Source organism: Saccharopolyspora ipomoeae, from assembly GCF_029952525.1.
Classification (GTDB): domain Bacteria; phylum Actinomycetota; class Actinomycetes; order Mycobacteriales; family Pseudonocardiaceae; genus Saccharopolyspora; species Saccharopolyspora ipomoeae.
Window position 1 is genome coordinate 15,782 of record NZ_JASAOF010000010.1, and the last position, 21,486, is coordinate 37,267.

Here is a 21,486-nt window from a genome sequence, read left to right on the forward strand (position 1 = left end):
TTCTCCGCTGAGGACCTCCCATGAAGATCGCAATCGATCCGCACATGTTCCGCGCGCTCCCGATCCGGGAGATGGTGCGCACGGTCGCCGACATCGGCTACGAGCACATCGAGCTGTCCCCGCGCGACGACTTCATGCCCTTCTTCCTGCACCCGCGCGCCGACGACGAGCGGGTCGCCGAGCTCAAGTCCGCCCTGCGCGAGACCGGAGTCGGGCTGGCCAGCGTGTTGCCGCTCTACCGCTGGTCCGGCCCGGACGAGACCGAGCGCCAGGCGGCGGTGCGGTACTGGAAGCGCATGATCGAGGTGACCGCCGAGCTCGGCTGCACGCAGATGAACTCCGAGTTCAACGGCCGCCCGGAACGGCCCGCCGAGAGCGAGGCGGCGTTCTGGCGGTCGATGGAGGAGCTGCTGCCGGTGTTCGAGCGCGAGGGCATCGCGCTGAACCTGGAAGCCCACCCGGACGACTTCTGCGAGGTCAACGCGCCCGCGGTCGATCTGGTGCGGGCGATCAACGAGCCGTGGGTGAACTACCTGTACTGCGCGCCGCACACCTTCCACCTCTCCGGCGAGGACACCGGAGCCGACATCCCGGCGATGCTGCGCTACGCCGGCGACAAGCTCACCCACGTGCACATCGCCGACACGTTCAACCACAAGGCGTCCTCCGGGCTGCGCTACATCCTCAACCCGCCCGGCACGCCCGCGCGCATCCACCAGCACCTGGACATCGACCAGGGCGAGGTCGACTGGGACGCGTTCTTCTCGACGCTGCGCGAGATGAACTTCGACGGCATCGCCACCGCCTGCGTGTTCGCCTGGGAGGACCGCGCCGTGGAGTCGTCGACGTTCATGCTCGACCGCATCACCCGCGAGCTCAAGCGCTGAAAGCCACCAGAGGAAGGGAAAACCCGTGCAGGAACAGCAACTTCGCGTCGGGCTCATCGGCGCGGGCAAGATGGGCGCCGATCACGCGCTGCGGATCCACGAGCGCATCAGCGGTGCGCGGCTGGCCGCGGTCGCCGACCCCGACCTGGACCGGGCGCAGCAGGTCGCGGGCGGCTTCGGCGCCCGCGCCACCGCCGACGCCTTCGAGGTGGTCGACGACTCCGCCGTGGACGCCCTGGTGATCGCCTCGCCCGGCTCGGTGCACGAGCCGCTGCTGCTCGCGGCCATCGAGCGCGGTGTGCCGGTGCTGTGCGAGAAGCCGCTGACGCCGGACGCGAAGTCCTCGCTGCGCGTGGTGGAAGCCGAGGAGGCCCGCGGGAAGCACCTGGTGCAGGTCGGGTTCATGCGCCGCTTCGACGCCGAGTACGCCGAGCTCAAGCGGCTGCTCGACGCGGGTGAGCTGGGCGCACCGCTGATGCTGCACTGCGTGCACCGCAACGCCGCGACACCGCCCGGGTTCACCAGCGAGATGATGATCTACGACTCGGTGGTGCACGAGTTCGACACCGCCCGCTGGTTGCTCGGCAGCGAGATCGCGGCGGTCACCGTCCGCGCTCCGCGGTCGAGTTCCGCGGCCCCGGACGGGCTGCTGGACCCGCAGGTGGTCACCGTGGAAACCACTTCGGGCGCACTGGTCGACGTCGAGATCTTCGTCAACTGCGGCTTCGGCTACCAGGTCCGCTGCGAGGCCGTCGGGGAGCGGGGCACCGCCCTCATCGGCGCCGACGGCGGCCCGCTGGTCCACCGCTCCGGGAACTGGGGCGGCACGATCAGCGACGACTTCCGCGACCGCTTCGGCGCCGCCTTCGACCGCGAGTTCCAGCGCTGGGCCGACGCGGCCCGGCACGGCCGCACCGACCCCACCGCGGCCACCACCTGGGACGGCTACGCCGCGGCCGCCGCCTGCGAAGCGGGCGTGCGAGCCCAAACCACCGCCACCAGGGCGGAAGTCGACCTCGCCGAGCGCCCCGACTTCTACGCCCGCTGACCCGACACCCCGCTCCCGTCACCTACGTCGGGACGTGAGGTGGTCGCGGTGGAACCCGCCCTCGGTGCGAGAGGGGACCGAGGTCAGCGGGTGATCGTGCGGAGCAGGGCGGAGTGGTCGAGGTCGCCGTCGCCCGCGCGGACCACGCGGTCGAACTGGGCGAGCAGCAGGTCGACGACGTCGGAGGGGGCTCCGGCGTCGTCGGCCGCGTCGCGGGCGAAGACGAGGTCCTTGAGCTGGTTGCGGGCGCTGCCGCCGCCGCTGTAGTCACCGCTGAGCCAGCGCTCGGCCTTCTGCCGCAGCACTTCCGAGCCGGCCAGCCCGTCGCCCAGCGCGGTCAGCAGGTCGGCCCTGGACAAGCCGTGCAGTTCCGCCAAGGTCAGCGCCTCGCAGAGCGCGGCGATCGTTCCGGCGACCACGATCTGGTTGCACGCCTTGGCGAGTTGACCGGACCCGGTCCCGCCCATCCGCACCGCGGTTCGCGCCACGGCGTCGAACACCGGCGCCAGCGATTCCACCGCGGACTCGTCGCCGCCGATCATCAGGCTCAGCTCACCGCGTTCTGCGCCGGGCACACCACCGCTCATCGGTGCGTCCACGACCCGCACGCCGTGCTCCGCGGCGAGGCGAGCGGCGAACTCGCGCACCGCCACCGGGGAGACGGTGCCGTGCACGACCAGTACCGGTCGCGTGACGTCGCGGGCGCGCCACCCCGCGAGCAGCCCTCCGGGGCCCGGGAGCAGGGCTTCGACCTGCGGCAGGTCCGGCAGCACGGTGAGCACGACGTCGACAGCGGCCTCGGCGGGCGTCGTGGCCTGCCGGGCGCCGAGCGAGACGACCCGCTCGGCGCGTTCCGGCGTCCGGTTCCACACCGTCAGCGAGCCCAGTTCGCGGATCAGGTTCGCCGCCATCGGTTCGCCCATCGGGCCGAGCCCGAGCAGCGACACCTCGTCGGACGGAGTCATCGGCCCAGCAGCTCCACGGTCTCCCGGCGCAGTTCCAGCACCTGGTCGAACCGCTCGTCGAGCTCGACGTCGGCCACGGTCGGGGTCGCCCCCTTCGGGATGTCGCGACGCAGCCGCACGTGGTGGGCCAGCGCGATCGGCAGCGCGCCGCGTTCGACCGACTCGCGCGCCGAGATGAGCTTGCCCCACACCGAGTAACCGCCCTCGCCGTCGAGCTCGTCACCCGCGCGCAGGTCCTTCTTCGCGGTGGCGACCACGTCGCCGAAGAACCCCTTGGGCGCGCCGGTCGGCACTCCGCGCAGCACGGCGTTGGCGATGGAGATCCCCAGTTCGAGGCCCACGTAGTGGTAGGGGCGGTAGAGCGCCGCGTAGCGCTGGGACGGGTCCGGGTGCCAGGGGTACTCGGAGAAGCAGCCGGAGACGTAGTCGTTGGTCGCCTTGACGACGACGAACACGCCTTCCTGCGTGTTGTGCGGAATCCACTCGCCGTCGCGGGTCACGCTCGACATCACGTCCACCGAGCCCTCGTGGGCGAGCACTCCTCCCGCCGCCTTCGGGCGGCAGACCGTGGCGATCTCCTCCAGGTCGCCGGGGGTGAAGGTCAGGCCGTCGTCCGAGGGGGTCAACCCGGCCGCGTTGGCGACGGCGGCCATCTCGATGGCGGCTTTCGTCCCGTCCCGGAACGCCGTGTGCATGTAGGGGTTGAGCTGGCCGGAATCGGTGAGCTCCCGGGAGAACTCCCAGTGCTCCCAGACGTTGTCGGGGTTCATCTCGTGGTAGTGGGGGAGGTACTTGGCTCCCTTGCCCGCGCACACCACGTCGAATCCGGAGGTGCGCGCCCAGTCCACGAGCTCCATGATCAGCGCGGGCTGGTCGCCGTAGGCCAGCGAGTACACCAGCCCGCGTTCGGCCGCGCGCTTGGCCAGGGCCGGACCGGCGAGCGCGTCGCCCTCGACCGTCACCATGATCACGTGCTGGCCGGAGTCGAAGGCGCGCAGGGCGTGCGCGGCACCGGCGATCGGGTTGCCGGTGGCTTCCACGATCACGTCGATGTCCTCGCGGAAGAGCGCGGCGGCGTCGGCCACCACGGCCGTGCGGTCGCCGGAGAGCGCCTCGTCGACGTCCGCGGTGACCGCGTCCTGCGGCCAGTCGACCAGCTTCAGCGCTTGCTGGGCCCGGTCCAGGTTGATGTCGGCGATGGCCGCGACCCGGATTCCCGGGGTGTTCCGGACCTGGGCGAGGAACATCGTGCCGTACCGGCCGGCGCCGATGACGCCGACGCGGATCGGGTTGCCGTCGTTCTCGCGGGCCAGCAGCAAATCGTGCAAGTTCACCGGAAACTCCCCAGCTGATAGCATGTGGTAACGGTTCCAGTTTTGTACCACCACGGTTTCCCGGGTGTCAACGGCTGGATGGGGACCGGCGGCCGTGGACTAGGGTCCGAGCAGTCCTGTGGAGGAGGGGCGATGAAGAAAGCGGCGACCATTCGCGACGTCGCCGGACGCGCGGGCGTGTCGGTTTCCGTGGTTTCCCGCGTCCTCAACGACACCGGGCCGGTGTCGGCGCCCAAGCGCGCCGCGGTGCTGGAAGCGGTGGAACAGCTCGGGTACCGGCCGAAGGCGGCCGCCCGCCAGCTCGGTCAGGACCGGCCCGACACGATCGGGCTGCTGCTCGCCGACCTCACCAACCCGTTCTTCGCCCGCCTCGCCGACCGCGTCGTCGCCGAAGCCCGATCTCGTGAGCTGCAGGTCGTGCTCATGACGACCCAGGAGGACCCGCACCTGGAGCAGCAGGCCCTGAACACGCTGCTGGACCGCTCGGTGGGCGGGGTGATCGGCACGCCCACCGGACACAACGTCGAGCACTGGGACAAGCTCGCGAACCTGGAGATGCCGGTGGTCTTCGTCGACCGCGCCATCGACGGGCTCGACCAGGTCGACGTCGTCAGCATCGAGAACGTCGAATCCGCTGCCACCGCGACCGGACACCTGCTCGACCGCGGGCATCGGCGCATCGGGCTCGTCCCGGGGCCGCTGGACACCACCACCGGGAGCGAACGCGTCCGCGGATACGAGCGAGCGCTGGCCGAACGCGGCGTCGATCTCGACGAGCGGCTGGTGCGGCCCGTCCCGTTCCGGGGCGAGACCGGTGCCGACGTGATGGCGCAGATGCTCGCCCTGGACGAACCGCCGACAGCGGTGGTCGTCGCCAACACGGCCCAGGTGCGAGCAGTGCTGCGGATGCTCACGCAGGCCCGGGTGTCGGTTCCGGACGAGCTCTCGGTGGTGGTCTTCGACGACAACCCGTGGACCGAGCTGATCCGGCCACCGCTGACCGCCGTCCGCCAGCCCATCGACATGCTCGCGCTGCACTCGGTGGACCTGGTGCACGCGCGGATGCGGCAGAAGCTTCCGCCCGCCCCGCGCAGGGTGCGCGTGCCGGCGGAATTCCTGGAACGTTCGAGCACCGCAACACGCCGATGAGCATCGCCACCGAGAGGACCGCAATGTCACGAGAAGTCGTCGTCACCGCCGTGTTCCACCCGGTCCCGGGGAAGCGGGACGAGCTGGAAACCGTTCTGAAATCGGTGATCCCGGACGTCCACGAGGAGCAGGGCTGCCTGCTCTACGCCCTGCACGAGGCACCGGGGGAGACGCTGGTGCTCATCGAGCGGTGGGAATCCCGGGAGCTGCTCGCCGCGCACCAGCGCGCCGACGCCGTCGCCCGGCTCAACGCCGAGGTCGTCGGCCTGCTCCAGTCGGCCCCGGACGTGGTGACGATGTCCGCCCTGCCCTGCGGGGACGAGGCCAAGGGCCGACTCTGATCCGGACCTCCCGGGCGGCACGATTTCCATGGAACTCGTGGATCTGATTTCCATTGAAATCGGATTCCTGGTTTCCATTGAAATCGTGCCACCCCGGGACGGTCAGGCGGGACGCCGGTGGGTGAGCCTCCACAGGCAGTACAGGCCGGTCGCGGCGGCGATCGGGCTGAGGGCCGGTTGGAGGACCAGGAGTCCGGCGGTGAGCCCGCACGAGGAGACGGCGAGCAACCGCCAGGTGCGCTGCTCGCGGTCGGTCGCGGCAGCCGTCGGCCGGGGTGCGGTGGCCGGTGCGGCCCGCAGCCCCAGGTAGACCTGGCAAGCCGCGGCGACGGTGAACACCAGCGCCCACACCCACGAGCCCTCGGACAACCGGAACCCGGCGAGCAGGAGGAAGCAGCCCGCGCCGATCGCGTACCCCGGTGTCATCGTCCTCATCGGACCAACCCCACGTACTGGGCCAGCGCGATCAGGCCGGCCACCAGCAGGACGAACGAGGACGCCGCGATGAGCGCCCGGCCGGCGCGGCCGATCCGGAAGCGCGCCGGGAGCACCCGCTTCTCCAGGACGAGCAGGCCGAAGCCGTAGGCGCCCACCGCGACCGTCCCGCCGACGATGTTGGCCGGGCTGATGAGCTTCACGAGATCACCGCCGGTGAGGATGAGCGCGATGCCGCCGACCAGCACGTAGCCGTACACCCAGCGCCGCGTCCGAGCCACGCCACCGGAGTGCACGCGCTCGGACACCGCGGACAGCGACTCGTGCGTGGTGCGGGTGTAGACCTCCCAGATCGCGTACATCGTGCCCAGGAAGACCATGATGATCGCGACGATGTAGAAGTACTGGAAGACCGGGTGGATCACGCCCAGCACATCGCCCTGGTAGGTCAGGACGTCGTTGCCGCTGGGCACGTTGTGCGCGGCGCCGAGGATCTCCTTGCCGGTGATGATGAACGCGACCGCGGTCAGGGCCATCGTGGCGAAGCTGAGCACCACGTCGCCCAGCGGCGCGCGAGACCACCCCCGCGCGCGGCGGCGCTCCTCGTCGGTGTCGGGCAGCGACAGCGGCTCCACGACCGGGACGTCGTCCGCGCGGCCCGGCAGTCCCAGCGCGCCCCAGCGCTTCTCGCGCATCAGCCCGGCGTAGCCGATGTAGTCGTACATCCCGCCGCCGAGCCCGCCCATGAACACCACGGCTTCCACCCACGCCGACTCGGCGGCGATGTCCGGGTATTCGACGTGCACGAACGGTTCGTAGGCGAAGGGCTGCGGCACGAAGCCCGCGAGCACTTCCAGCCACTGCGGATCGGCCGCGAACACCGCCACGACGACCAGGCTGACCTTGAGCGCGACGATGGCGATCTGCGCGCGTTCCAGCAGCGCGTACCAGCCGAACCAGGCGATCGCCGCAGCCAGCACGAGCAGCATCAGGCCCCAGGCGATGGCCGGACCACCGGCCACCCGGTTGAGGTATCCGCCGATCCCCGAGGCCAGGGCGCTGGCCACGAACGGGAACGACAGGACCGCGAGCGCGCCGATGAGCATCGGGAACCACCCGCGCGGTCCCGGGATCACCCGTGCCATGCCGCGCATCGGATGTTCCCCGGTGAGCACGATGTAGCGGTTGGAGGAGTAGATGACGGCCGCCTTGGCCACGGCTCCCACGACGACGACCCACAGCACCGCGAAGCCGAAGACCGCGCCCATCCGCGAGGCCAGCACGGTCTCCCCGCTGCCCACGGTCAGCGAGGCGATGATGGCCCCGGGGCCGAAGAACTTCACGATCGTCCCGAAGCTGAGCCGACGTTTGGCCAGTTCCGGGGGTACTTCCGGCAATCGCGCCTGCTCTGCGGGCAGACCGGCGTCCTGCGTGCTCATCTCCGCACCTCCGCTGCGACGAATCCCGTTGCTGCCGAGGGCGGTCGGGTGACTCCGATGCCGTGCATGCTGACTCCTTCGTCAGTCATGTATAACGTTATACTCCGAGTGCAACGTTGTACTTTGTGTCATCCGGCCGCTGCGCTGTCAACCCATAGGCTGGCGCGAGCGGACCCGAACCCGACGAGAGAGGGGACCATGGCGCGAGGTCGTGAACCCACGGTCAAGGACGTGGCGGAGCACGCGGGCGTCTCGCCCGGTGTGGTCTCCCGCGTGGTCAACGCCAACGGCTCGGTGTCCGAACGGACCCGGGAACGGGTGCTCGCCTCCATCTCGGAGCTCGGCTACCGACCGCACAGCGCCGCGCGTGAACTGCGCACCCGCACCACCAACACGATCGGCCTGGTCCTGGCGGACGTCGCCAACCCGTTCTTCTCCCAGCTCGCGGATCACATCGTCCGGCACGCCGCGGACGCCGGGCTCGGGGTGCTGCTGACCACCACGCAGGAAGACCCGGCGATGGAGCTCAAGAGCATCGAGCTGCTGCTGCAGAAGCGGGTGGGCGGGGTGATCGCGGCACCGGGCACCGAGAACGCCTCGGCGTGGCGGCACATGCGCGAGCTCGGCGTCGAGCTGACCTTCGTCGACCGGTTCATCGATCGCATCCCGGGCATCGACGTGGTCGGGATGGACAACGAGCACGCCGCGCACTCGGCGACCACGGCGCTCGTCGAACGAGGGCACCGGCGGATCGCGCTGCTCAGCGGTCCGAGCACGACCTCGACCGGCCGCGAGCGCATCGCCGGTTACCGGCGCGCGTTGCGGGAACGCGGTGTCACCGAGGACGAGTCCCTGATCGTCGAGCTCGCCTTCCGCCACGTCGAGGCCGACTCGGCGCTGTCCGGAGTCCTCGCGTTGCCCGAACCGCCGACCGCCCTGATCGTCGGCAACACCGCTGTGTCGGCCAGCGTGGTCACGCACCTGCGCGCTGCGGGAATCTCGGTGCCGGAGGAACTCTCGGTCGTCGTGTTCCACGACGCCGAGTGGACGGCGCTGACCTCGCCGCCGTTGACGGTGGTCCGGCATCGCCTCGACGACCTGGCCAAGCACGCCGTGGAGATGCTCAACACCCGGTTGAACTCGCCGGAGCGACTGCGGCGCAGGGAGAAGCGCCTCCCGAGCGAACTGGTGATCCGTCCCAGCATCGGTCCTGTCGCGTGACCTGGGGTGGGGAGGTTTTCATGAAAACTTCCCCACACCCACGACAGGGGCGAGCGGGGTTCAGGTCGGTTCGGGGATGGTGAAGAAGGTGCCGTCGGCGAAGCCGAGGCAGGGGCCGGGGCGGAGGTCGAAGCGCTCGACCTTGCCGAGGAACAGCGTGTGGTCACCGCCGTCGTGCTCGGTCCACGGGGTGCACTCGAACCAGGACGCCGTCTCCGCGAGCCGAGGTGCGTGACGGCCTTCGATCCAGGTCGGCTCGGTGTTGGGGCGGCCCGCGAAGTGCATCGCGAGGTCGCGCTGCTCGGCGGCCAGGACGTTGACCGCGAACGGCCGCCCGGCCAGCAGGGCGTGGGCGCGCACCGTGCGCTGCACGGCGATCAGCACCAGCGGCGGGTCCAGCGAGACGGAGGTGAACGAGTTGATCGTCAACCCGTGCCGCTTCACCTCGCCGTCGGCGAACCCGTCGAAGGTCACCACCGCCACACCGGTGGCGAACCGTCCCAAGCACCCGCGCAAGTCCTGCGTCTCGGCCGAGGCTGCGGTCATCGTCGATCGCTCCTAGGTCGTGGCGGCCCGGGACGGGGCCGCTCCGGTACCGATCGACGGTAGGAACGCCCGCGAGGCCGGGCAACGGCCGCGGGGTGCCGTGCCCTGGTTGCACAGACCCGTGCGCTCGGAGGACAGCGCCCGCCCGGCCCCGGGTGGCAACTTGACTGCCAGCGCAGCAGACCTGCCCCTCAGCGAACAACGGCCCGTCGCACTACCCGGAACACCGCGCGGCGGGCCACGATGACCGCGACCCAGGCACGCCTCAACGAGGAGACGCAGATGCCGAACATCGGAATCATCGGAGCCGGAACCGCGGGCCTGCACCTCGCACTGCTGCTCCAGCAGGCCGGGGTGGACACCCGGATCTACACCAACCAGACCGCCGAGCAGGTGGCGTCGGGACGACCGCAGAACAGCGTCTCGCACCACGCGCCCACCATCGCCCGCGAAGAGGCGATGGGCGTGAACTTCTGGCCGGTCGAGGAGTACGGGTACCAGGTGCACTACCACCACCTCAACGTCCCGGACGGCCCTCCGGTGTTCCGCGGCGACTTCCTGCGGCCCTCGCGGGTGCTGGACTACCGCATCTACCTGCCGCGCCTGATGGCCGAGTACGAGGAGCGCGGCGGCACCATCGAGCAGCGCTCGATCGAGCCCGGCGACTTCGAGCAGCTGGCCCGCCACCACGACCTCATCGTCGTCGCCGCGGGCAAGCGCTCCTTCGCCGAGTACTTCGGCGAACGCCCGGACGTCTCGCCCTACGCCAAGCCGCAGCGCCACCTCGCGGTCGGCTTCTGGGACGGCGTCGCGCAGACCGAACCGCGCGCGGTGACCATGTCCATCTCGCCCGGCCACGGCGAGCTGCTGGACCTGCCGATCACCACCTTCGACGGCTGGGCCAGCGCCCTGCTCTGCGAGAACGTCCCGGGCGGTGACCTGGAAGTCCTGATGACGCAGAAGGAGTCCGACGACCCCGAGGCCTACCGCAGGCTCACGCTGGACAAGCTCAAGGAGCACCACCCGACCGTCCACGAGCGCATCGACGAGTCGCGGTTCAAGCTGATGCGCCCGGGCGACGTCCTGCAGGGGGCGGTCCGCCCGGTCGTGCGCGAGGACTACCGCCTGCTGCCCGACGGAACCGTGGTGCTGTCGTTGGGCGACGCGCACTCCACCGTGGACCCGGTGACCGGCCAGGGCGCCAACTCCGCCTCGTTCGAGGCGCAGGTGGCCGCCGACGCCATCATCGAGGACGGCGTGGTCGACGAGCGCTTCGCGCAGAAGGTCGCGCTGCGCCGCCGGGAACGCGTCGACGGCCTGTCCACCTGGGTGAACACGATGATCGCCACCCCGACGCCGCCGCACCTGCAGAAGCTGCTCGGCGCCATGTCCCAGATGCGCACGCTCTGCGACGAGTTCACCGAGAACTTCAGCTACCCGCACCGCAACGGCGACATGGTCGCCACCGCGGACCGCGTGGACGCCGCGATCGCCCGGCACGCCGCGCTCGGCACCGACCCCACCCACGGAAAGGTCTCCTGATGCACAAGCTCCTGGTCCTGTACCCGCACCCGACCGACCCGGAGGCGTTCAAGGCGCACTACGAGGGCACGCACCTGCCGCTGGCGGCGAAGCTGCCGGGCATGCTGGACCACCGCTACTCCTTCGAGGTCCACGCCGAACCGGAGAGCCCGTACTTCGCGCTGTTCGAGGCCGACTTCCCGGACGCGGCCACGATGGCCGCGGCGCTGGCGTCCCCGGAAGGCCGGGCGGTGCAGGCCGACGTGCCGAACTACGCCACCGGCGGCGCCGTCGTCCTCGACTACCCGGTGCTGACGCGCTGATCGCCCCCGCTGCGCTCGTCGCCCCCGCTGCGCTCGTCACCGCCGCGCCGCGCTTCCTCCAGCGCGGCGCGGCGAAAAGCGCTGGGCGCCACGCCGGTCTGCTGCCGGAAGGTCCGCGAGAAGTGCGACGCGTCGGGGTAGCCCCAGCTGGTGGCGATCTCCGAGATCGGCCGGTGCGCGTGCAGCGGGTCGGCGAGGTCGCGGCGGATCGCCTCCAGCCGCTGCTCCCGGATCCAGGCCGACACGGTGGTGCCCTGCTGGTGGAACAGCGCGTGCAGGTGGCGGGTGGAGATGAACACGGCGCGGGCGATGCCCTCCGGGTTCAGCTCGCTGTCGCCGAGGTTGTCCAGGATGTACTCGCGGATGCGCAGCATGAGCGACAGGTGCTCCCGGTCGTGGTCGTCGGTGCGGGCGAGCGCGGCGGTGCTCAGCAGCGCCGAGATGAGCTCGACGGCGGTGCGCACCACCCGGGTGGAGGCGGGGCCTTCCAGCGCGGTGAAGTCGCGCGAGATCTCGGTCAGCAGGGGAGCGACGAGCCTGGTCAGCGCCTCCTCGGGACCGAGCGAGGTGGCGGTGATGGCGCGGACGTGGTCGGGGCTGGGATCGACCAGATCGCGCGGGAACATCACGACCACCGCGTCGATCGGGTCGGGGAAGCGCAGGTCGTAGGGGCGCGCGGTGTCGTAGACGCTGACGCTGCCGGGCAGCATCAGCGCCCGGCGGGTGTCCTGGACGAGCTCGCCGGTGCCCTCCAGCAGCAGCGTCACCTTGTAGAACAGCCGCTGCGAGGCGTCGATGAGCGCCCGGGTGCGGTGCACCTCGTGCGGGGTGACCCGCAGCCGGGCGAAGAAGACGTCGTCGAGGACGCGCCCCCGGATGGTGCCGGCGAACCGGCCGTCGCTGAGGTCGTCGACGACCAGCGGCACGAACGACGACGAGATGACCCGCTGCCACGCGAGCACGGATTCGGTCGCGAACGCGACCGGCGGCAGCAGTGCCATGCGCGCCTCCTCGACGTGTCCGGTCGCCTGGGATTAAAACCGGTCGGATCGGTCTCCCGCCAGTGCCGGTTCCGGGGACCGTTGCCATCGGTGCAGGTGGGGACGTAGTGTGTTCGGTTACTGAACGATCGGTAAGGACGGATGATGTCGGTCGACGTCGACGAGCAGATCGGCGAGTTCGAGGCCTCGGCCTCGACCGTCTTCGCCCCGCTGCGCATCCGGCCGCTGCGGCCCGGGCCGTTCCCGAACTCGCTGCGCGCCGCCTCGGCCGGCGACGTGGCGGTCACCCGCATCCGGTGCGCGCCCTGCCAGGTGCGCCGCACGCCGCGGCTGATCGGCTCGGGCGACCGCGAGCTGGTGAAGGTCACCATGCTCACCGCCGGTCGCGGCGAGGTCGAGCAGGACGGCAGGCGCTGCGTGCTCACCCCCGGCGACCTGGTCAACTACGACACCGACCGGCCGTACCGGCTGCGCTTCCCCGAGTCCTACGACATCACCGTGGTGGCGGTGCCGAAATCGCTGCTCGGCGGGCACGTCGACACCCTGGCCAGCCGCAGCGCGGTCGCGGTGCCGACCTCGCAGGGCGTGCAGCGGGTCGTCGGCGGGTTCTTCCGCACCATGACCGACGCGCTCGGCGACGACACCGGCGGGCTGAGCGGCGACGTGGGCAGGCACCTCACCGACGCTCTGGTGTCGATGGTGCTCACCGAGCTCGCCGAGCTGCGTCCCGAACCCGGTGAGGACTTCGCCGACCGGGTCCGGGCGCACTGCCTCACCCGCCTCGACGACCCGGGGCTCACCGTGGATTCGGTGGCCCGCGTGCACGGCGTCTCGGTGCGCTACCTGCACAAGGTCTTCGCCGGGAGCCCGATGACGCTGTCGGCCTGGATCCGGCGGCAGCGCCTGGAGCGCATCCGCCGCGACCTCGCCGACCCGGTCCTCGCCGACCGCACCGCCGCGGCGATCGCGGCCCGCTGGGGCGTGCTGGACGGCACCCACCTCAGCCGCGCGCTCAAGGCCGAGTTCGGGATGACGGCGGCGGAGATCCGGCGGACGGCGCGGTAGCCGCCCGCCGGATCTCCGCCGTCAGGCCAGGCTGGTCCAGATGCTCTTGACCTCGGTGAAGGCTTCGATCGCGTCCCAGCCCATCTCCCGGCCCGAACCGGAGGACTTCATCCCTCCCCACGGTGCTCCGGCGTCCAGCAGCGGCGGCATGTTGATCCACACCGTGCCCGCCTTGACCTGGTGCGCGAGCCGGTTCGCGGTGCCGATGTCGCGGCTCCAGACGTAGGCGGCCAGGCCGTACTCGGTGTCGTTGGCGCGCGGCGCCAGCTCCTCCGGGTCGTCGTAGGGCAGCACCGTCAGGACCGGCCCGAAGATCTCCTCGCGGGCGATGCGCATGTCCTGGCCGACCCCGCCGAACACCGTCGGCCGGAAGAAGTAGCCGTCGGCGAGGTGCCCGTCGGCGCGACTGCCGCCGGTGAGCAGCTGGGCGCCCTCGGCCTTGCCGATGTCGACGTAGCGCTGGATCTGCTCCAGCTGCTCCAGCGAGGCCACCGGCCCCAGCTGAGTCGACTCGTCCAGGCCTGGACCGAGCTTCATGGACCCGGCCGCGCCCGCCATCTTCTCGGCGAACTCGTCGGCGCGGCTGCGGTCGACGTAGAACCGGGTCGCCGCCGCGCACACCTGGCCGGAGTTGAGCAGCCCGGACATCAGGTTGCCCTCGATGACCGCGTCGACGTCGGCGTCGGCGGCGATGATGCTGGGCGCCTTGCCGCCCAGCTCCAGCGACACCTTCTTCAGCGCGCGTCCGGCCTCGGCGCCGATCTCGCGGCCGACGGCCGTGGAGCCGGTGAAGGAGATCTTGACGACGTCGGGGTGGCTGACCAGCGCCTTGCCCGCCTCGGGCCCGCCGGTGACGACGTTGACCACACCCGGCGGAATCCCGGCCTGCTCCAGGACTTCGGCGAGCAGCAGGGTGGTCAGCGGGGTCTGCTCGGCGGGCTTGATGACCACGGTGTTGCCGGTGGCCAGGGCCGGGGCGAGCTTCCACACCAGGATCATCAGCGGGAAGTTCCACGGCGTGATCAGCCCGCACACGCCCAGCGGCTCGCGCCGGGTGCGGTGGTCGACGTCGGGAACCGACAGGGGAGTGGTGACGCCGGTGATCTTGGTGGCCCAGCCCGCGTAGTAGCGCAGGTGCTCCACGGCGTTGGGCACCGAGAACCCGGCGCTGATCGACAGCGGCTGGCCCTGGTCGGTGGTCTCCAGCCGGGCGAACTCGGCGGCCCGCTCCTCCAGCAGGTCGGCGGCCTTGAACAGCACCCGGGCGCGCTGCGCGGGCAGCATCCCGGCCCACTCCGGCGAGCCGAACGCCTCCCGCGCCGCCGCGACCGCGCTGTCCACATCGGACTTCGACGCCTCGGGCAGGTCGGCGATGACCTCCCCGGTGGCCGGGTTGCGGGTCGAGAACGTGGTGCCACCACCGCCGGTCCACTTCCCGCCGATGAACATGTCCGTGCGCAAGGGAACTCCTCCTGGATCAGTCGAAGACGATGACGCCGCGCAGGTTTCGGCCCGCGTGCATGTCCTCGTAGGCCTGGGCGACCTGGTCGAGGGTGTAGGTCTTGGTGACGAGCTCGTCGAGCTTGAGCTGACCGTTCTGGTACATGCGCAGCAGGTTCGGGATGTCGCGGCGCGGGTTGGACTCGCCGAACAGCGACCCCTGCAGCCGCTTCTGCATCAGCGTCAGGTCGCCCAGCGCGATCGGGGCGCCGACGGCGGTGATGTCGCCGAGCCCGGTCACCACGACCGTGCCGGCCTTGCGGATGGAGGCCAGCGCCTCGCCGATGTGCTCGCCGCGCACGACGCCGATGGTGACGATCGTGGCGTCGGCGCCCTGGCCGTTGGTGACCGAGCGGGCGTGCTCGGCGGCCTCCTCGATCGAGGTGAAGAAGTGGGACGCGCCGAACTGCTTGGCCCAATCCTCCTTGGCCGCAACGGGGTCCACGGCGATGATCGTGGTCGCCCCGGAGTGGGCGGCGCCCTGCAGGGCGTTGACGCCGATGCCGCCGATGCCCATCACGATCACGGTGTCGCCGGGCTGCACGTTCGCCGAGCGCACCGCCGAACCCCAGCCGGTGGGCACGCCGCAGCCGACGAGGGCGGCCGAGCGCAGCGGGATGCTCTTGTCGATCTTGACCACGGAGTCGATGGAGACCGTGGTGTGCTCGCTGAAGGTCGAGATGCCGCACTGCTGGCCGACGGGCCGGCCGTCGAGGTGCATCCGGAAGCTGGTCGGGTCGTCGGCCCGGGCTCCGGTGAGCAGCGAGGCGCCGAGGTCGCAGAGGTTCGACAGCCCGCGCGCGCAGAACTCGCAGCGACCGCAGGCGGGCAGGAACGAGAAGACGACGTGGTCGCCGACTGCGAACCCGGGCGTGTTCGGCCCGACCGCGGTCACCACCCCGGCCCCTTCGTGGCCACCGGCGTAGGGGTGGACCCCGACCGGCACGTCCCCGGTCGCCACGTGGTCGTCGGAATGGCACAGCCCCGAAGCGGCCAGCTTCACGGTCACTTCGCCCTGCCGCGGATCGTCGAGCTCCACCTCAGCGGTCTCGTACGTCCCGGGCACCTGACGGATGATCGATGTGCGGGTGGTGATCGGCATGGGTACCTCCGGTGACTCCGTTGTCACCGGTCACTACAACCCCCGCCCACCCCCACCAGATCACCAATCCGCGCACACCCCCTCGCCAATCCGTGCACGACCGAGCGACGCAAGACGAAAACCGCGGTTCCCCGGTGGTCGGAGGTGTGCAGGTGGGGGCAGGGGACGGTTTTTCCTCGAATCGACCGGACATAACGGACATTGATCATGGGTGATTCGAGGAAGAACCGTGCTGCTCCTGGAGCCGACGGATCAGGACGGGACCCACACCTGGTTGATCGTGGTGGGGGTGAGGACGTCGTCGGGGTGGCCTGCGGCGTGGAGGTGCCCTCGGTGGAGGAGGAGGCAGTGGTCGGCCCGGCGGGCCTCGGTGAGGTCGTGGGAGACCTGGACGACCGCGCGGCCCCGGCGGGTTTCGGCGCGGATCGCGTCGGCGATGAGCCCGCGTGCCTGGGGGTCCGCGCCGGCGTCGGGTTCGTCGAGCAGCAGCAGCTCCGCCTGCTGGGCCAGCCCCTGGGCGACCAGGACGCGCTGGCGCTGACCTCCTGAGAGGGTGCCCAGGCGGCGGTGGGCGAACGCGGTGATCTCCAGGCGTTCCATCGCCTCGCCGATCGCCGCGCGGTCGGCCGCGGTGAGCTTGCGCCACGGGCCGCGCTCGGCCCACCGCCCCATCGCCACGGCGTCGAAGGCCGTGCACGGCAGCGATTCCGGGACCGCGCTGTGCTGCGGCACGAACGCCGGTCGCCCGCGGTAGCCGGTCCGCAGCGCGCCGTTTCCGGTCAGCGTGCCGGCGAGCGCGGCCATCAGGGTGGACTTGCCCGCGCCGTTCGGTCCCACCACGGCGGTGAGCGAGGCGGCCGGGATCGCCGCAGCCTCGATGTCGAGCACCTGTTTTCCCTGGTATCCGGCCTGCAACCGGCTGAGTTCGACTGCGGGTCGGGACGCGATGCTCACGGTTTCCCCTCCGGTCGTCGTGGGCGAAGTCACGCCACAACCTTGAGAACGACAATCGTTTCCATTATAGGTTGAACCACATGGAATGGCTATTAGTCCCGTTCGGGGTCTCCTTCGTCGAACGCGCGCTTTGGGCGGGTTTGCTCGTCTCGGTGATCTGCGCGCTCGCCGGAACCTGGGTCGTGCTGCGGGGAATGGCGTTCCTGACCGACGCGATGTCGCACGGGATGCTGCCCGGCGTGGCCATCGCCTCGGTGCTCGGCGGCGACCTGCTGCTGGGCGCGGCGCTGAGCGCGGGCGCGATGGCCGCCGGGGTCTCGGCGCTGGACCGCTCGCGCCGACTGTCCCGGGACACCGGGATCGGTCTGCTGTTCGTGGGGATGCTGGCCACCGGCGTGATCGTGGTGTCGCACTCGAAGTCCTTCGCCGTGGACCTGACCGGGTTCCTGTTCGGCGACGTCCTCGCCGTCACCGACGGCGACCTGGTGCGGCTCGGCATCGCGCTGGTCGTGGCGGTCGTGATCTCGGTGGCCGCCTACCGCCCGTTCCTGGCGCTGACCTTCGACCCGCGCAAGGCGCACACGCTCGGGATGCGCCCGCGCCTGGCCGGTCTGCTGATGACCGGGCTGGTGACGCTGGCGATGGTGATGTGCTTCCAGGTCGTCGGCACGCTGCTGGTCTTCGGCCTGCTCATCGCCCCGCCCGCCGCCGCCCTGCTGTGGGCGAACCGCGTGCCGGTGGTCATGGCCGGGGCCGCCGCGGTCGGCGCCGCCGCCACCGTGCTGGGCCTGCTGGCCTCCTGGCACTGGGGAACCGCCGCCGGCGCCAGCATCGCCGCCACCTCGGTGGCCCTGTTCTTCCTGTCCGCCCTGGTCTCCGCGTTGCGGGACCGGGTCCTGAGCACCGAAGAAGTCGAGAAGGAAGTCGAGCCCGTCGCGTGAAACATCGCAGCCTGAGAGCGCTCTCGTTAGGTGCCGCCGTGCTGGCCCTCGGAGCCTGTTCCGCACCACCGCCCCCGCCACCACCGGTCCCGCACGGCTACGTCGAAGGCGCCGAGGAGACCGCCGAGACCCAGTCCCGCCTCGTCGTCGCCGACGGCGGGGGAGCGGTGCGGGTGCTGGACCTGCTCACCGAGGAGGTGCGCGAGCTCGCGCCCGTTCCGGGCGTGCGCGAGGCCGCCACCGACGGCCGCTTCGCCTACCTCTCCGACGCCGACTCGGTGCACGTCGTCGACAGCGGCGGCTGGACCGTCGATCACAGCGACCACGTCCACCACTACCGAGCCGAGATCCGGGAGCTGGGGGAGGTTCCGCTCGCCACCCCGGCGCAGGCGCAGAGCGACAAGGTGGTCGTCGCGCTGTCCGGTGCCGACGGCCAGGTGGCGCTGCTGAACCGGGAACCGCTGGAGAAGGGCGAGATCGAGCGGGCCGGGAACCTCCGCGTGCGGCCCGGAACGGCGGCCGTGCCCTACGAGCAGCGCGTGCTGGCCATGTCCGACACCGGCGTGCGGGTGCTGGACCGCAACGGCGCCGAGACCGGGCGCATCGCCGAGCCCTGCGCCGAACCCACCGGGACGGCGGTGACGCGGCGCGGCGTGGTGTTCGGTTGCGCCGACGGAGCCCTGCTCGTGACCGCGGACGACGGCGAGTTCCGCGGCGAGAAGATCCCCTACCCGTCGAACGCACCGCGCGCCACCGAGTTCCACATGCGGCCCGGCAGCGACACCCTCGCCGCCCTCGCCGGCACCGACGGCGCCTGGCTGCTGGACCTGTCCCAGCGCTCGTTCACGCACGTGCCCACCGGTCCGGTGACCGCCGTCAACGCCGTCGGGGCGGGCGGTTCGCTGCTGGCCGTCGGCACCGACGGGACCTTGCGCGCCTACCGGCAGGACGGCACCGAGATCGCCCGCAACCAGGTCGTCGCCCCCGGCGGGCCACCGCCGAGCATCCAGGTCGACACCTCCCGCGCGTACGTCAACGACGTCGCCGCCGGGACGGTGCACGAGATCGACTACAACGACGGTCTCCGCGTCGCCCGGAGCTTCCAGCTGGGCGGGCAGGCCGCGCACGTGGTGGAGACGGGCCGGTGAAGCGCACCGCGACGCGCGCGATCCTCGCGCTGCTCACCCTGCTGCTCACCGCCACCGCCTGCTCCGCCGGAGCCCAGCCGCGCGCCGAGGTGGTCGTGACCACCAACATCCTCGGCGACATCACCCGGCAGATCGTCGGCGACCGCGCGTCGGTGTCGGTGCTGATGGAGGCGGGCGCCGACCCGCACTCCTTCGGGATCTCCGCGCAGCAGGCCGCCGAGCTCGAACAGGCCGACCTCGTCGTGCACAACGGGCTCGGCCTGGAGGAGGGCGTGCAGCGCCACGTCCAGACCGCCCGGGCCGAAGGGGTTCCGACCCTCGCGGTCGCCGAGCAGGTCGACCCGCTCCCGATCGCCGGACCGGGTTCGCAGGCCGACCCGCACTTCTGGACCGACCCGGCGCGGGTCGCCCGCGCCGTCGGCATCATCGCCGACCACGTCGTGTCCAACGTGGACGGGATCGACGCGGCGGCGGTGAAGGACCAAGCGGCGCAGTACGCATCGCAGGTGCTCGCGGTCGAGGGCGAGATGGCGCAGCGGTTCGAGCAGATCCCGCCGGAGCGCCGCAAGCTCGTCACCAACCACCACGTGTTCGGCTACCTCGCGCAGCGCTACGGCTTCGAGGTGATCGGTGCGGTGATCCCCAGCGGCACCACGCTGGCCTCACCCAGCGCCTCCGACCTGTCGTCGCTGGCCGACGCCGTCCGCCGAGCCGGGGTGCGCACGATCTTCGCCGACTCGTCGCAGCCGGACCGGCTGGCGCGAGTGCTGGCCGAGCAGGCCGGGCTCGACGTGCGGGTGACGCCGCTGTTCTCCGAATCGCTCACCGCTCCGGGCCGGGGTGCCGCCACCTACCTGGAGATGACCCGCGCCAACACCGAGGCGATCGCCTCCGGACTCGGCGCTTGACCTGGAAAGAGGGAGAGGAAACCATGTTGAAACGGGCTCGCTTACCGATCGCCGTCGCCACGACGGCGCTGGCCCTGGCCGCGTGCGGCACCGAGCAGGCCGCAGGACCCGCGCCGGTGGAACCCGCCAAGGCGGTCACCGACCCGATCGTCACCACCTACGACGGCGGCATCCTGGTGCTGGACGGCAAAACCCTGTCCGTGGCCCAGGACATCCCGCTGCCGGGCTTCAACCGGCTGAACCCGGCCGGCGACGCCGAGCACGTGATGGTGTCGACGTCGACGGGCTTCCAGGCGCTCGACGCCGTGCACGCCCGGCTCACCGACGTGCAGTTCCCGGCGCCCAAGCCCGGGCACGTGGTGCGCAACGCCGGCCGGACGGTGCTGTTCGCCGACGGGACCGGCGAGGTGACCTCGTTCGACACCGCCGAGCTCGCCAACGGCGCGCCCGCCACCGACAAGCACACCGCCGCCGAGGCGCACCACGGCGTCGCGGTGGAGCTGTCCAACGGGCAGATGGTGCTCTCGCTGGGCAACGAGGAGGACCGCACCGGCATCGCGGTCCTCGACGAGCACCGCCACGAGATCACCCGGAACGAGGACTGCCCCGGCGTGCACGGCGAGGCCGTCGCGCAGGGCGAAGCGGTGGTCATCGGGTGCGAGAACGGCGCGCTGGTGTACCGCGACGGGCAGATCACCAAGATCACCAGCCCGACGCCCTACGGCCGGATCGGCAACCAGGCAGGCAGCGAGCACTCGCCGATCGTGCTCGGCGACTACAAGCAGGACGAGCACGCCGAGCTCGAACGCCCGCAGCAGGTCGCGCTGGTCAACACCGCCGACTCGTCGCTGAAGCTGGTCGACCTGGGCACCAGCTACACCTTCCGCTCGCTGGGCCGCGGCCCGGCCGGGGAGGCGCTGGTGCTGGGCACCGACGGGCAGCTGCACGTGATCGACCCGGTGCAGGCCCGCGTGGTCCGCAGCATCCCGGTCATCGGGCAGTGGGAGGAGCCGCTGGAGTGGCAGCAACCGCGTCCGGCGCTGTTCGTCCGCGGCGGGACGGCCTACGTGACCGACCCCGCCAAGCGCGAGATCCACGCGATCGACCTGGGTTCCGGGCAGAAGACCGCCACCGGAGCGCTTCCCCAGGCCCCCAACGAGATCGCGACTCCGATCGCGGGTCACTGACCGCACGACGAGGCCCGGCATCTCAGCGATGCCGGGCCTCGTCGTCCCGCTAGTTGTTCTGCGCGTGAGTCGCGGGGGTGCGGGTGCGCAGGCGTGCCGGGAGGGTGTCCGCGCTCAGCGGGGTGGAGGTCATCCAGCCGGTCAGCGCGGCCAGGTCGGCGCGGTCGCGCAGCGGGCCCACGGGGATCACCGGGCCGGTGGGACGTCGCTTGAGGTCGCACGGCTGCACCAGCACCACCGTCCCGTCGCCGGAGGTCTGCGCGCGGGTGCGGCACCACAGGCTCCCGAGCTGGCAGGGCGCGCTGACCAGCACGCCGTGCGGGGTCCGGCTCACCGACTCCCGCAACGCGTCGAGCACCGGCAGCTGCTCCCGGCAGTCGTCGCACACCACCGCCGTGAATCCCACGGTCCGAGTCGCTGACTCCACCACGACCTCCTCCTAGCTCACCCAATGACACGATAACGATAACC

General features: G+C 71.3%; 22 protein-coding genes. 12 read left to right on the forward strand and 10 right to left on the reverse strand.

What is annotated here, in order from left to right:
• Positions 1 to 20: 20 nt before the first annotated feature.
• Positions 21 to 887, forward strand: a complete 867-nt coding sequence (locus QFW96_RS16820) for a sugar phosphate isomerase/epimerase family protein (RefSeq protein WP_281456608.1) — start codon at positions 21 to 23, stop codon at positions 885 to 887.
• A gap of 25 nt (positions 888 to 912) precedes the next feature.
• Positions 913 to 1,935 (forward strand): Gfo/Idh/MocA family protein, encoded by a 1,023-nt coding sequence (locus tag QFW96_RS16825; protein ID WP_281456609.1) that lies wholly within the window; start codon positions 913 to 915, stop codon positions 1,933 to 1,935.
• An 83-nt stretch (positions 1,936 to 2,018) separates the two neighbouring features.
• Here the strand turns inward: QFW96_RS16825 and QFW96_RS16830 are convergent, their stop codons facing one another.
• Positions 2,019 to 2,900, reverse strand: coding sequence for an NAD(P)-dependent oxidoreductase (locus tag QFW96_RS16830; RefSeq protein ID WP_281456610.1), 882 nt, complete (start codon positions 2,898 to 2,900; stop codon positions 2,019 to 2,021).
• The gene (locus QFW96_RS16835) at positions 2,897 to 4,234 is read right to left on the reverse strand and encodes an NAD(P)H-dependent oxidoreductase (protein WP_281456611.1); all 1,338 of its coding nucleotides are present in this window, start codon (positions 4,232 to 4,234) and stop codon (positions 2,897 to 2,899) included. Before QFW96_RS16835 ends, QFW96_RS16830 begins: the two co-directional genes overlap by 4 nt.
• A gap of 132 nt (positions 4,235 to 4,366) precedes the next feature.
• Between QFW96_RS16835 and QFW96_RS16840 the strand changes: the two genes are divergently transcribed.
• Positions 4,367 to 5,383: a LacI family DNA-binding transcriptional regulator gene (locus QFW96_RS16840; RefSeq protein ID WP_281456612.1), complete on the forward strand. Its 1,017-nt coding sequence runs from the start codon at positions 4,367 to 4,369 to the stop codon at positions 5,381 to 5,383.
• Positions 5,384 to 5,406: 23 nt separating this feature from the next.
• Positions 5,407 to 5,724 carry a putative quinol monooxygenase gene (locus QFW96_RS16845; protein WP_281456613.1) on the forward strand — a complete coding sequence of 106 codons (318 nt, stop codon included), beginning with the start codon at positions 5,407 to 5,409 and terminating at the stop codon, positions 5,722 to 5,724.
• A gap of 102 nt (positions 5,725 to 5,826) precedes the next feature.
• On the opposite strand, the gene QFW96_RS16850 is transcribed toward QFW96_RS16845, so the two are convergent.
• Together QFW96_RS16850 and QFW96_RS16855 are read right to left on the reverse strand one after the other, a co-directional pair.
• The gene (locus QFW96_RS16850) at positions 5,827 to 6,150 is read right to left on the reverse strand and encodes a hypothetical protein (RefSeq protein ID WP_281456614.1); all 324 of its coding nucleotides are present in this window, start codon (positions 6,148 to 6,150) and stop codon (positions 5,827 to 5,829) included.
• 5 nt (positions 6,151 to 6,155) lie between these two features.
• On the reverse strand, positions 6,156 to 7,598 hold the full coding sequence (locus QFW96_RS16855) for an Nramp family divalent metal transporter (RefSeq protein WP_281456615.1): 1,443 nt from the start codon (positions 7,596 to 7,598) through the stop codon (positions 6,156 to 6,158).
• Positions 7,599 to 7,796: 198 nt separating this feature from the next.
• On the opposite strand from QFW96_RS16855, the gene QFW96_RS16860 reads away from it, so the two are divergent.
• On the forward strand, positions 7,797 to 8,819 hold the full coding sequence (locus QFW96_RS16860) for a LacI family DNA-binding transcriptional regulator (RefSeq protein ID WP_281456616.1): 1,023 nt from the start codon (positions 7,797 to 7,799) through the stop codon (positions 8,817 to 8,819).
• 60 nt (positions 8,820 to 8,879) lie between these two features.
• On the opposite strand, the gene QFW96_RS16865 is transcribed toward QFW96_RS16860, so the two are convergent.
• A complete protein-coding gene (locus tag QFW96_RS16865) occupies positions 8,880 to 9,365 on the reverse strand; it encodes a flavin reductase family protein (protein ID WP_281456617.1) in 486 nt (161 codons plus the stop codon).
• Positions 9,366 to 9,647: 282 nt separating this feature from the next.
• Here QFW96_RS16865 and QFW96_RS16870 point away from each other — a divergent pair, with 282 nt between their 5' ends.
• Together QFW96_RS16870 and QFW96_RS16875 are read left to right on the forward strand one after the other, a co-directional pair.
• Complete coding sequence (locus QFW96_RS16870) at positions 9,648 to 10,907, forward strand: styrene monooxygenase/indole monooxygenase family protein (protein WP_281456618.1); 1,260 nt, start codon at positions 9,648 to 9,650, stop codon at positions 10,905 to 10,907.
• Positions 10,907 to 11,209: an EthD family reductase gene (locus QFW96_RS16875; protein WP_281456619.1), complete on the forward strand. Its 303-nt coding sequence runs from the start codon at positions 10,907 to 10,909 to the stop codon at positions 11,207 to 11,209. The genes QFW96_RS16870 and QFW96_RS16875 overlap by 1 nt, the downstream gene beginning before the upstream one ends.
• Here QFW96_RS16875 and QFW96_RS16880 read toward each other — a convergent pair.
• Positions 11,188 to 12,210 carry an AraC-like ligand-binding domain-containing protein gene (locus QFW96_RS16880; RefSeq protein WP_281456620.1) on the reverse strand — a complete coding sequence of 341 codons (1,023 nt, stop codon included), beginning with the start codon at positions 12,208 to 12,210 and terminating at the stop codon, positions 11,188 to 11,190. The genes QFW96_RS16875 and QFW96_RS16880 overlap by 22 nt on opposite strands.
• Before the next feature lie 144 nt (positions 12,211 to 12,354).
• Here QFW96_RS16880 and QFW96_RS16885 point away from each other — a divergent pair, with 144 nt between their 5' ends.
• Positions 12,355 to 13,275: an AraC-like ligand-binding domain-containing protein gene (locus tag QFW96_RS16885; RefSeq protein ID WP_281456621.1), complete on the forward strand. Its 921-nt coding sequence runs from the start codon at positions 12,355 to 12,357 to the stop codon at positions 13,273 to 13,275.
• A gap of 21 nt (positions 13,276 to 13,296) precedes the next feature.
• On the opposite strand, the gene QFW96_RS16890 is transcribed toward QFW96_RS16885, so the two are convergent.
• The 3 genes from QFW96_RS16890 to aztA all read right to left on the reverse strand — a co-directional run bounded on the left by QFW96_RS16890 (position 13,297) and on the right by aztA (position 16,831).
• On the reverse strand, positions 13,297 to 14,736 hold the full coding sequence (locus tag QFW96_RS16890; protein WP_281456622.1) for an aldehyde dehydrogenase family protein: 1,440 nt from the start codon (positions 14,734 to 14,736) through the stop codon (positions 13,297 to 13,299).
• Between the two features lie 16 nt (positions 14,737 to 14,752).
• Complete coding sequence (locus QFW96_RS16895) at positions 14,753 to 15,877, reverse strand: NDMA-dependent alcohol dehydrogenase (RefSeq protein WP_281456623.1); 1,125 nt, start codon at positions 15,875 to 15,877, stop codon at positions 14,753 to 14,755.
• A 252-nt stretch (positions 15,878 to 16,129) separates the two neighbouring features.
• A complete protein-coding gene (gene aztA, locus QFW96_RS16900; RefSeq protein WP_281456624.1) occupies positions 16,130 to 16,831 on the reverse strand; it encodes a zinc ABC transporter ATP-binding protein AztA in 702 nt (233 codons plus the stop codon).
• Positions 16,832 to 16,911: 80 nt separating this feature from the next.
• Between aztA and aztB the strand changes: the two genes are divergently transcribed.
• From aztB to aztD, 4 genes are read left to right on the forward strand one after another with little or no spacing between them, the layout of a single operon-like run.
• On the forward strand, positions 16,912 to 17,772 hold the full coding sequence (gene aztB, locus QFW96_RS16905) for a zinc ABC transporter permease AztB (RefSeq protein WP_281456625.1): 861 nt from the start codon (positions 16,912 to 16,914) through the stop codon (positions 17,770 to 17,772).
• 38 nt (positions 17,773 to 17,810) lie between these two features.
• Positions 17,811 to 18,920 (forward strand): hypothetical protein, encoded by a 1,110-nt coding sequence (locus QFW96_RS16910; RefSeq protein WP_281456626.1) that lies wholly within the window; start codon positions 17,811 to 17,813, stop codon positions 18,918 to 18,920.
• Positions 18,917 to 19,828 carry a zinc ABC transporter substrate-binding protein AztC gene (gene aztC / locus QFW96_RS16915; RefSeq protein ID WP_425524767.1) on the forward strand — a complete coding sequence of 304 codons (912 nt, stop codon included), beginning with the start codon at positions 18,917 to 18,919 and terminating at the stop codon, positions 19,826 to 19,828. Before QFW96_RS16910 ends, aztC begins: the two co-directional genes overlap by 4 nt.
• A 23-nt stretch (positions 19,829 to 19,851) precedes the next feature.
• Positions 19,852 to 21,015: a zinc metallochaperone AztD gene (gene aztD, locus QFW96_RS16920; protein ID WP_281456627.1), complete on the forward strand. Its 1,164-nt coding sequence runs from the start codon at positions 19,852 to 19,854 to the stop codon at positions 21,013 to 21,015.
• 49 nt (positions 21,016 to 21,064) lie between these two features.
• Here the strand turns inward: aztD and QFW96_RS16925 are convergent, their stop codons facing one another.
• A complete protein-coding gene (locus QFW96_RS16925; RefSeq protein WP_281456628.1) occupies positions 21,065 to 21,442 on the reverse strand; it encodes a hypothetical protein in 378 nt (125 codons plus the stop codon).
• Positions 21,443 to 21,486 lie beyond the last annotated feature (44 nt).